8 protein-coding genes are annotated in these 10,829 nt (G+C 67.5%); 4 read left to right on the top strand and 4 right to left on the bottom strand.

All coding sequences use genetic code 11. The features are described from left to right. Positions 1-65: 65 nt before the first annotated feature. Entirely contained in the window at positions 66-1,364 is a 1,299-nt protein-coding gene (locus ACT6Y9_RS04750) for an amidohydrolase (RefSeq protein WP_443743676.1), read from the bottom strand. A gap of 383 nt (positions 1,365-1,747) precedes the next feature. On the opposite strand from ACT6Y9_RS04750, the gene ACT6Y9_RS04745 reads away from it, so the two are divergent. The 4 genes from ACT6Y9_RS04745 to ACT6Y9_RS04730 all read left to right on the top strand — a co-directional run bounded on the left by ACT6Y9_RS04745 (position 1,748) and on the right by ACT6Y9_RS04730 (position 7,250). Then, positions 1,748-2,950 carry a porin gene (locus tag ACT6Y9_RS04745; RefSeq protein ID WP_443743675.1) on the top strand — a complete coding sequence of 401 codons (1,203 nt, stop codon included), beginning with the start codon at positions 1,748-1,750 and terminating at the stop codon, positions 2,948-2,950. A gap of 98 nt (positions 2,951-3,048) precedes the next feature. Beyond that, on the top strand, positions 3,049-4,314 hold the full coding sequence (gene dcuC / locus ACT6Y9_RS04740; protein WP_443743674.1) for a C4-dicarboxylate transporter DcuC: 1,266 nt from the start codon (positions 3,049-3,051) through the stop codon (positions 4,312-4,314). Positions 4,315-4,623: 309 nt separating this feature from the next. Next, positions 4,624-6,603: a sensor histidine kinase gene (locus ACT6Y9_RS04735; protein ID WP_443743673.1), complete on the top strand. Its 1,980-nt coding sequence runs from the start codon at positions 4,624-4,626 to the stop codon at positions 6,601-6,603. After that, positions 6,600-7,250, top strand: a complete 651-nt coding sequence (locus ACT6Y9_RS04730) for a response regulator transcription factor (protein ID WP_443743672.1) — start codon at positions 6,600-6,602, stop codon at positions 7,248-7,250. Before ACT6Y9_RS04735 ends, ACT6Y9_RS04730 begins: the two co-directional genes overlap by 4 nt. Positions 7,251-7,259: 9 nt before the next feature. Here the strand turns inward: ACT6Y9_RS04730 and def are convergent, their stop codons facing one another. The 3 genes from def to ligA are packed head-to-tail and all read right to left on the bottom strand — an operon-like array spanning position 7,260 to position 10,784. Then, positions 7,260-7,805: a peptide deformylase gene (gene def, locus ACT6Y9_RS04725; RefSeq protein ID WP_443743671.1), complete on the bottom strand. Its 546-nt coding sequence runs from the start codon at positions 7,803-7,805 to the stop codon at positions 7,260-7,262. Positions 7,806-7,827: 22 nt separating this feature from the next. Further along, on the bottom strand, positions 7,828-8,589 hold the full coding sequence (locus ACT6Y9_RS04720) for an S-methyl-5'-thioinosine phosphorylase (protein ID WP_295479427.1): 762 nt from the start codon (positions 8,587-8,589) through the stop codon (positions 7,828-7,830). Continuing rightward, on the bottom strand, positions 8,589-10,784 hold the full coding sequence (gene ligA / locus ACT6Y9_RS04715; protein WP_443743677.1) for an NAD-dependent DNA ligase LigA: 2,196 nt from the start codon (positions 10,782-10,784) through the stop codon (positions 8,589-8,591). The genes ACT6Y9_RS04720 and ligA overlap by 1 nt, the downstream gene beginning before the upstream one ends. Between the last annotated feature and the right edge of the window lie 45 nt (positions 10,785-10,829).

The raw sequence follows: 10,829 nt of genomic DNA, 5'->3' as shown, positions 1-10,829 counted from the left end.
GGCGGCCGGCCGAAGAGGCCGCCGCCCGGAGGATCATGCTCTCAAATTGAAGGCTGCCGGAGGAACTATTCCGCGGAGGGGGCGCGACCGTTCAAGTCCTTGAGGATGAGGGTCTGAAGCGTGAAGCCCACCGGCATGCTCTTCACGTCGTCCGGATCGAAGTCCGAACGGTGGTTGCCCGTGTGATTCGCGCCGTAGTAGAAGTGCGCCGCGCGTCCGCCGTGCTGCTGCACGCGCGCCATCAGGATGGTGGCGTCTTCACTGCCGCCCTTTTCGCTGTAGTGCGAGACGTGCTCGGCGCCAACCACCTCGGCCGCGTGCTTCTCAAAGATCGCGGCGAGCTCCGGCGTCGGGTTCATCGTCCACGCCTCGCCCACCTTGACGATGTCGTGCTTCACGTCGAACGCCTCCGCGCAGGCCTTCACCGCGCGCTCGACCTGCTCGAAGACGTAGCGGCAGAGTTCGGTCGTAGCGCCGCGCACCTCCATCTGCATCGTCGCGTGAACGGGAACGACGTTTCTCATCTCGCCCGCGACGATCCGGCCGCAGCTCACGGTCGTGAGGCCCGCGCCGTGCCGCGGCAGGCTTCCGACCATCACCGCGGTGTGGCAGGCCGCCATCAGGGCGTTGCGCCCGTCCTGCGGGTTCGCGACGGAGTGCGCGGGGCGCCCTTCGAAGTGAACGTCGAACTTCACCGTGGCGTTGTAGCCCGGATCGGTGATCGTGATTTCGCCCAAGCGCGGCGTGCAGGCGATGTGGCTCGCGATCAGATTGTCCACGTCGTCCAAAACACCCGATTCGGCCATGGCGAGCGCGCCGCGGGTGCCTTCCTCAGCGGGCTGGAAGAGGAGCTTGAAGGTGCCGCAGAGCTCGTCGGAATGGTCCTTGATCCAGTGCGCGATCGCGAGCCCGACGCCCGTGTGGCAGTCGTGGCCGCAGGCGTGCATCTGCCCGGGGTGCTTCGAGGCGAAGCCGCACTTGTTGGGGATGTGTTCGGGCGCCGTGGTCTCCGGCACGTAGAGCGCGTCAATGTCGAAGCGCAGCGCCGTCACGGGCCCCGGACGCCCCGTGCGCCAGACGCCCACGGCGCCGGTGTAGCCCTGCGTCGCCTCGATGTCGGCCGGAGCGACGCCTTCTTCGAGCGCGCGCTTCTTCGCCGCCTCGACCTCTTCGGGGTAGCGCCCCATGACGAACTTCGGATTGATCACCTCGAGCCCCTGGTGCACCTCGAAACCAAGCTCCTTCAGACGGTTGATGATAATCGAAGTCGTGCGGAACTCCGTCCATCCCGTTTCAGGGTGCTCGTGGAGCGTGCGGCGGAAGGCCACCATCTCGTCGGTGTAGCGGTTGTCGACGTTCATCATTTTCTGCCTCTCACAAAAGGGAATTCTGGGCGCCGGAGCGCCGGTCTTGGTGAGGGCATTATGCGGGACGCCTGCGCCCGGACTCTCTAAGGTATTTGCGCTCAAATCCAAGTCTGTCAACTGTTTCAGAGCGGGAAGAGAATAGAACAAACGCATTGTTTTACAAGAAGTTTTCTTCTCAGCCGGCCACCCCTTGAGGAGTAGTCCGCTGACTGTTGTCAGTAAGCGGACTGAGGTGTTCCCACATGTATCGGCCGCCCGGACCCGCCGGGAGAATTGTCCGCAGGGAGACGCCCCGACCCCCTCTTTCGATCCCCCAAAGACAGTTTTCCCGCCCGGCGCACGCCCTCAGCCGCCCGCCGCCCTTTCTCAAGGAGAAGCCCATGATCAAGAAGTCCGCCTCCATGCACCTGCGTTCAACCGCCTGTCTGATCGCCGTCCTCTTTGCCGCCGCCCTGCAGAACGCGGCCGCCGCCGACGTCGAGGTCTACGGCAAGCTCGAAACCTCGATGCGCTACCTGCACGTGAACGGCGCGGGCGACAAGCTCGAGATGCTCAATGAAGGCTCCCGCTGGGGGTTCAAGATCAATGAGAATCTGGGTGAAGGCCTCTCGGTGCGCGGCTACCTCGAAGGTGGCTTCAACTCCGATGACGGCGCGCTCACCACCTCGGGCACGCTCTTCGACCGCCGCTCGATCCTCGCGCTACGCAGCAGCGCCTGGGGCGAATTGGGCTTCGGCCGCATGGGAAGCGTCCGCTCGACGATGTCTCCCTATTCGATCGGCCTTGCTTGGCTCGATCCCTTCGAGACGGGCTACGGCACGGACAGCGCCATCTCGACGATCTTCGGCAACGACCCGCGCTCGAGCAACATGATCACGTGGCTCAGTCCCTCACGCTCCGGGTTCCGCGCGGGCCTCACCTACTCCTTCAACACGGCCGGACAGGAGGACGCCTCGGTGCGTCTCAACAACCGGCTGCTTTCCGGCGCCGTCGCCTATCAGGGCGAGCGGCTCTTCCTCTCGCTCGGCGCGACGCAGCAGTGGACGCCTCGATCTTCAAGCACCCTGAAGAACGCCGCGGGCGACGCGCTGACGCTCAAGGGGTCGCCCGAAGACGCGCAGGCCTACACCTTCGGCGCCACCTATCAGCCGACCGACGCCTGGAAGCTCTTCGCGGCCGTGCAGTACCAGAAGGGCTGGCGCTCGGTGGCGGGCTGGAGCGCCAACGGCGCCGTTTATTCTGAGAATGGCTTCAGCGGAAAGATCACTCAGGAAGAAGGCGTCAAGGGCGTGAGCGCCCTCGCGGGCTTCCAGTGGCGCATCACGCCCTCGCTCCGGATGCTCGGCTCCTACATGTACTTCGACGGCGAGCAGAATGTTGCTGTTTCGGCCGCGAAGACGAAGAAGCTCGAAGGTTCGCGCCACGTCGCCACCGCAGGGCTTGAATATCAGCTGAGCAAAACGACCCGCGTCTTCACCGTCTGGTCCTACTCCAAGGCCGAGGACGATATGAAGGACATGAGCGACGCGACGGGCGCCCTCACGCGCACGATGCTCCGCGCGGGCCTGCAGCACTGGTTCTGAGCCCGCACCTTCCTCTCCACGCCGCCCGAATCCCCGCCGGAGGCCGGGCGGCCCCGACGAACTCCCTGATACTCCCGAGAAGGGAGCACCCGCACGAAATGGAAACCTTCACCTTCTGGGCGGCGATCATCGTCGTCATCCTCACCGTCGTCGCGCTCGTGAAGCGCATCGAGACCCGTCTCGTCCTTCTCACGGCCGGCCTCTTCCTCTGCTGCATTTCGCTCGATCCGATGGCGGGCCTCAATCAGTTCGCCAAGAGCATGACGAACGCAGGACTCATCCAGTCGATCTGCTCGGCGATGGGCTTTGCGTTCCTCGTGGGCTACACCAAGGCCGACATGCACCTCGTGCAGCTCCTCACCCGCCCGATGAAGGCGCTCGGCATCCTCCTCATTCCCGCCTGCACGCTCGTCACCGCGGTGATCAACGCCGCGATTCCGTCGGCCGCGGGCTGCGCCGCGGCCGTTGCGACGACGCTGCTACCGGTGATGATCCGCACCGGGATCAGTCCGGCAGGCGCGGGCGCCGCGATCCTCGCGGGCACCTTCGGGTCGTGCTTCAATCCGGGCGGTCCGCACCCGGTGATGATCTCGGGCATGGCCGGCATGGAGCCGATGGCCTTCATCATTTCGCACTCCGTCATGTACGCCTCGATGATCGTCCTCGGCGCCGTGCTCGTCACCATCGTCGAAGTCGTCTTCCTCAAGGACCACAAGAGCGGTGCGGGCGCCGAAGGCTTCGAAGGCATGGGCGAGAAGGTCGAGCACATCAACCTCCTATGGGCGGCCGCTCCGCTCGTCCCCCTCGTGATCCTGCTCCTCGGCAACACGTGCGTGCCCGCACTCCGGATGGGCGTCGCCCACGCGATGCTGATCGGCGCGATCTACACGATGATCGTGACGCTCTGCAATCCGCAGAAGGCCGTTACGGAGTTCTTCAACGGCGCGGGCAAGGGCTACGGCAACGTCCTCGGCATCATCATCGCGGCGGGCGTCTTCGCGGGCGGTCTGCGTGAGGCCGGACTCGTGGACGCCCTGATCGACGCGTTGAAGAACGTCGGCGAATACGCCCGGATCGGCGGCGGCTGCGGCGTCTTCCTGATGGCGATCCTCACGGGCTCGGGCGACGCGGCGACCTTCGCCTTCAATGAAGCCGTGACGCCGCATGCCGCGGAGCTCGGCATGACGATCAGCGACCTCGGCAACACCGCCCTCATCTCCGCGCAACTCGGGCGCACGATGAGTCCGGTGGCGGGCGTGGTGATCTTGTTGGCGGGCCTGTGCAAGGTGAATCCCCTCGACCTCGTGAAGCGCACCGCCCTGCCGATGCTCGTCTGCTTCACCAGCGTGATGGCGTTCTTCTGAACACGCCTGGATGCGTTCTGCTCCTCGTTAAGGCGCTCTATGGAGAGGTCGCTTCGAGGACGGGGCGCTCATCCGGCGCGAAGAGCGCGGCACGAAGACTGCCATTCGCCAACTTTCGGTCGCTTCTTCTCGGAACCAGCAACACGCTACAATCCCGCAGGATGCACGGGTGAAGCTTGACATATTGATCTCCCTGCAAATAGACGAAGCCTCGGTGTGCTGGACCGGGGCTTCGTTGTTTTTTCTGCGCCCTTCTAAAATGTCTGGAAGTGCCGGCGCCTGAGACCGGCCTCGCTCCGTCTTTTCACCATGCGTCTGATCTCCGCGGCCCTCTCCGCGCTCATCCTCTGCACCAGCCCGATCCTCTGCGCCGCGCCGGAACCGGCCGCCACGCCGGACTCGTCCGCAGAGACGGCGCAACGCCCCGACGGACTGAGCAGCGCCTCCTTCTCGCTCGAATTCCCGGCCGCGCACCTTCCCGTGCGCTTCGGCGTCGTGAAGTTCGTGCGCCCGTCGCCCTACGAGTCGATCGTCGAAAGCACGATCAAGGCGCTCGAGGACATGTTCGGAGCGGCGAACGTCATCGTGCGCACCTACACCCTCTCGGAGCTGCGCGAAGCGGTGCGCTCCCGCTCGGTGGACGTCTTCCTCTCGAGCTCGGGCTTCTACGTGCGCATGCAGCCGATCGGCGCGCAGGCGCTCGCCACGGTCGCTTCGCGCGACTATCCGGACCCGAACCACAACGACGGCTCGACGATCCTCGTCTCGGCCGACTCAAGCCTCAGGACGCTCCTCGACCTCAAGGGAGCGCGCCTCGTGACGAGCTCGCCCACCGCCTTCACGGGCCTGCAGCTCCCGCTCAACGTGATCCAGCACGCGGGCTACGACCCGGAGAAGTTCTTCGCCTCGACGGAATTTTTGGGCGACGGCCGCCGCATGCGCGAAGCCATCCCGAAGATCCTCGCGGGCGAAGCGGACGTGGGGTTCTTCCGGCTCTGCTACCTCGAGGAGTGGCTCGAAGACCACCCCGAAGACCGCGGCCGCATCCGCGTCGTGAACCGCCTCGACGACCCGGCCTCGGCCGAACCCGAGGCGTGCGCGCGCTCGACGCCCCTCTATCCCTCGTGGGTGATCGCGAGCACGCCCGCGACGGCTCCGCAGGTTTCGCGCCTCGTCGCCCGGGCGCTCCTGCAGATGCGCCCGGCGGGCGCGAAGGAGCTCTTCTGGAGCGTCGCGACGGACTACGCGAGCGTGGACGAAATCTTCCGCGAGCTTAAGATCGGTCCCTACGCCTATCTGCGCGATTGGACGCTCGACCGGTTCCTCGCCGAATACGGTGAATACCTCCTCATCTTCGGACTTCTGATCCTCGGGCTCGCGGGGCACTCGATCCGCGTCTCGCAGCTCGTGCGCATCCGCACGCAGCACCTCGGCGAGGCGCTCGAGGCGCAGAAGCGCCTGCAGCACGAGGCGCGGACCGCCAACGCCCGCATCGAGCGCATGGGCCGCATCGGCGCGGTGGGACAGCTCTCGACGATCTTCGCCCACGAGATGCGCCAGCCCCTCGCGGCGATCTCGCTCTACCTCTTCGGACTCAAAAAGCTTGTGGACGGCGGCCGCTTCAATCCCGAGCAGATGAAGTCGATCATCGCGAAGCTCTCCGAGCAGACCGCGCGCGCCGACGCGATCGTCGCGCGCGTGCGCGCCTACGCAAAGTCCGAAACCCCGAAGCACGTGCCGGTGGACCTCTGCGAGGCCGCGCAGAAGGCGATCAGCGAGCTCGTCTCGACGGGCCGTTGGCGCGCACGAATCAACTTCGTCGGTCCCGCGCCGGTGAGGGTCCTCGCCGATCCGCTCGAAATGGAGCTCGTAGCGATCAACCTCGTGCGCAACGCCCTCGAGGCGATCGAAGCGTCGCCCGCGGGCGCCGTCACCGTGACGGTGAACGAGCACAAGAGCGAGGCGGAGCTCTCGGTCCTCAACAACGGCCCGGTGGTCACGGCCGAGACGCTGCGCATTCTCGAATCGCATGGCCCGAGCGAAAAGGCCCAGGGCCTCGGGCTCGGCCTCTCGATCGTGAGGGGCATCCTCGAGCGCCTGGGCGGGCGCCTCTCCTTCACGCCGCTCGCGGGCGGCGGGCTCGCCGCGATCGCCCGCATCCCGACCCTGGAGCGCACGCTCGCGCAGAAGGCCGCCGCCGCGGGCCGGCAGGCCGCCGGCGCCGCCGCCCCCATCGAATCCGCTGCGCACGACCCTGCGCCGCAGCCCTCTGAAGAGAAGAAGTCATGAGACCCAGAGACACCCAGCTCACGCTCGACCAGATTCAATTCGCACGCGAACACTCCCTCGTGCGCATCGTCGACGACGAGGCGCCGCTGCGCGACGCGCTGCGCTTCGTCCTCGAAATGGAGGGGTGGCGCGTGGCGGACTATCCGAGCGCCGAAGCGTTTCTCCGCGGCGACTCGCCTTCGAACCCCGGCTGCGTGGTGCTCGACGTGCGCATGCCCGGCATGACCGGCATTCAGGCGCAGGCCGTGATGAACGAGCGCGGCATCCGGCTTCCCGTCATCTTCCTCACAGGCCACGGCGACGTGGACATGGCCGTCTTGGCCCTGCAGGACGGCGCCGTGGACTTCATTCAGAAGCCGATCGACAACGAGCGGCTCCTCGCCTCGATCGCCTTCGCCGCGTTTGAGAGCGCCTCAAAGGCGGCGGGCCTGCCCGGCCGGGACGCCGTCGAGCGCGTCGCGACCCTCACGCCGCGCGAGCGGCAGATCGCCGAACTCATCGCCGCGGGGCTGCTCAACCGCGAGATCGCCGAGCGCTTCGGCTCGGCCGTGCGCACGGTCGAGGTGCACCGCGCGAACGTTCTGCGCAAGCTCGGCGTCAAGACCCCCGAGGAGATCAAGGCGCTCCTCGCGCTCGCAGACGTCTGACCCGGCGCCTCAGTCCTCACCGGCCTGAGACGCCTCATCGGTCTTGGGCCGGAAGAGCACGTCCGTGTAGCCGAAATACCGCCAGTCGGTGATGCGCATCGGGTAGAGAATCCCCTCGAGGTGGTCGAACTCGTGCTGCACGACGCGGGCGTGAAACCCTTCGGCCTCGCGCTCGATCCGCTCGCCCTCGAGCGTGAACCCGGCGTAGCGGATCCGCTTCCATCGCGGCACGACGCCCCTGAGGCCCGGGACGGAGAGGCACCCCTCCCAGCCCGACTCCACTTCGTCGCCCACGGGCTCGAGAGTCGGGTTGATGAGGACGGTCCGCGGCACGGCGCCACGGACGGATGCCTCACCCTCGGGGTGCCCGAAGCAGATGATCCGCTCCGAGGCGCCCACCTGCGGCGCGGCGATGCCGATGCCGCCCTGCTCGGCCATCGTGTCCCACATGTCGGCGACGAGGCGCCGCAGCCGGTCGCTGCCGAAGTCGGTGACCTCGAGCGCCTCATTGAGGAGCACGGGCTCGCCCATCTTCATCACTTTGAGAACCGGCACGGCTCACCTCACTTCTAAAAACTCACAAGGAAATCTTGGCCGCAGCCGAGAAGCAGAGCGCCTCGCGCACGACGTCCACGGCCGCGGCGACGCCTTCAGCCACCTGAGCCTTGAGGCCATCGAAGCGGATCGCGCGGCGCGACTCCCTCAGGCCCGCGGCGGAGTTGACCGACACGCAGAGCGCACCGTAGGGAAGGTCGAGCTCGCGCGCCAAAGCGCATTCCGGGCAGAGCGTCATGCCGATCACGTTGGCGCCGTCGCGCGCGAATCGCCGCACCTCCGCGGCGCTCTCGAGCCGCGGACCCTGCGTGCAGGCGTAGACGCCCTCGGCCATGACGGCGCGGCCGACGCGCCGCGCGCTCTTGATGAGAAGGTCGCACACGCCCGCGTCGAAGGGATACGTGAAGTCGACGTGCTTCACGCCCGCCTCGGGCGAGTCGTAGTAGGTGTGCTCGCGCCCCCAGGTGTAGTCGAGGATCTGGTCGGGCACCATCAGCATCCCCGGCCCCATCGCCTCGCCCACGCCGCCGACGGTGGCGACAGCGATCACGCCCTCGACCCCGGCGGCTTTCAGTGCCCAGAGGTTCGCGCGGTAGGGCACGCGGTGGGGCGCGAATTCATGGCGGGCGCCGTGGCGGCGCAGAAAAACGAGCGGCGTGCCGCCGAGCTTTCCGTAGACGAGCGGCGCGGCGGGCGCGCCGTACGGGGTCTCAACCGTCACCTCCTCGCAGTCCGTGAGAATGCCGGACTCCTCAAAGCCCGTTCCGCCGATCAGTGCAAACATCAGTTCGTCTCCTCCGAAAGAGCATGCCCGGCGAGAAGCGCCTTGAGCTCCTCCTCGCCGATCACGCGGATGCCGAGCTCCTCGGCCTTGGTGAGCTTGCTGCCCGCTTCCGCGCCGGCCACGACGTAGTTCGTGCGGCGGCTCACCGACCCGGAGACCTTCGCGCCCTGCGCGGTGAGGAGGTCCTTCGCCTCGTCGCGCGTCAGCGTGGGAAGGGTCCCCGTGAGGACGAAGGTCTTCCCGGCGACGAGGCTTCCCGCGGTCTTCTTCTCGACGGCGGGCCAGGTGAGGCCGGCGGCCACGAGCGCGTCGATCACCCCGCGGTTGTGCGGTTCGCGAAAGAACGCGTAGATGCTCTCCGCGACCACCTCGCCCACGTCGGGGACCGCCAGCAGGTCCTCCATCGAGGCGGATTCGATTTTGTCCAGCGTGCCGAAGTGTTCGGCGAGCCCCAAAGCCGTCGCCTCGCCCACGTGCCGGCAGCCGAGCGCAAAGACGAAGCGCGCGAGCGTGGTCTTCTTCGCCCGCTCGATGCTCGCCAGAAGGTTCTCCGCCGCCTTGGGCCCCATGCGCTTCTGGGGCTTCTCCGAATTCGCGGTGGCGGTGGTCGGAGCGGTGAGGTCCTCGAGCCGGAGCCCGAAGAGGTCGGCCGGGGTCTTCACCAACTTCTCGTCGACGAGCATCTCGACGATCTTTTCACCCAAGCCGTCGATGCCCATCGCGCGGCGCGCGGCGAAGTGCACGATCGAGAGCTTCATCTGCGCGGGGCAGACGAGGCCGCCCGTGCAGCGCATGTCCTTCTCCTCCTCGTCGCGGATCACGGCGCTGCCGCAGACCGGGCAGACCGAGGGCATGCGGAAGGGCTGCGCCCCGGCGGGACGGCGCTCGGGGAGCACGCGGAGCACCTCGGGGATCACGTCCCCGGCGCGGCGCACGACCACGGTGTCGCCGACACGCAGGTCGAGGTCCTTCACCACGTGGTCCTCGTTGTGAAGCGTCGCGTTCGAGACCGTGACGCCCCCGACGTAGACGGGCGCCAAGCGCGCGACGGGAGTAAGGCGCCCGGTGCGGCCCACCTGCACGTCGATCCCCTCGACCGTGGTGAGCGCCTCTTCGGGCGGATACTTGTGCGCGCACGCCCAGCGCGGTTCGCGGGCGATGAAGCCGAGCCGTTCCTCGAGCGCGAGGCTGTTCACCTTGTAGACGACGCCGTCGATCTCAAAGGGAAGCGACGCGCGGGCGGCGAGGACGTCGTCGTGGAATCGGGCGAGCGCTTCGGGGCCCTTCACGACGCGGCGCATCTTCGCGACGGGGAAGCCGAGCGCCTCAAAGCGCTCGAGAACGCCGCTCTGGGTGTCCGAAAAGGGTTCGGAGACCTCGCCGAGGCAGTAGGCGTAGAAGTGGAGCGTGCGATTGGCGGTCACCTTGGGGTCGAGCTGGCGCAGCGACCCCGCGGCGGCGTTTCTCGGATTGGCAAAGAGCTTCTCGCCCTCGGCCTCCTGACGGGCGTTGAGCGCCTCGAAGTCCGCCTTGTGCATGATGCATTCGCCGCGCACCTCGAGGACGTCGGGCACGGGCGCCGTGAGCCGCAGCGGGATCGCGCGGATCGTGCGGACGTTCGCCGTGACGTCTTCGCCCACGGCGCCGTCGCCGCGGGTCGCGGCCTGCACGAAGAGGCCCTTTTCGTAGCGCAGCGAGAGCGCGAGGCCGTCGAACTTGAGCTCGCAGTCATACTCGACGGGCGGATCGTTCTCGCCGAGTCCGAGGTCGCGGCGCACGCGCTCGTCGAAGGCCTTTGCGCCTTCGGCCGAAAAGTCCGTCTCCGTATGAATCGAGAGCATCGGCACCGCGTGGGGGACCTTTTTGAAGCCCGCCTTCACTTCGCCCCCGACGCGGAGCGTGGGCGACGTGGGGCTCTTCAGGGCCGGGAAGCGCGCCTCGAGGGCGCAGAGAAGCGCGAAGGCGCGGTCGTATTCGGCGTCCGGAACGCTCGGAGCGTCGAGGACGTAGTACTCGCGGCTCCAGCGCTCGAGATCGTCTTCGAGCCGGCGCATGCGCGCGGGGGCGTCGGCCGCGCTGATGCGCGCCGCCTCGGCCGCGGCGCCGAAGGGGTCGGCCGCGGTGGGCTCGACGGGCTCCGCCCCTGAAGAGGCGTCGGGAGCGGCGGCGGCCGGCGCTTCCGACCCCTCCTTCACGCGGCGTCGGCGCGGGGCCTTGGGCTTTTCCTCTGCAGCGGGAGC

The organism is Sutterella sp. (genome assembly GCF_052272535.1).
Taxonomy (GTDB): domain Bacteria; phylum Pseudomonadota; class Gammaproteobacteria; order Burkholderiales; family Burkholderiaceae_F; genus Sutterella.
Note: the sequence above shows the minus strand (reverse complement) of the source record. Positions and strands in the feature narration are given on the sequence as shown.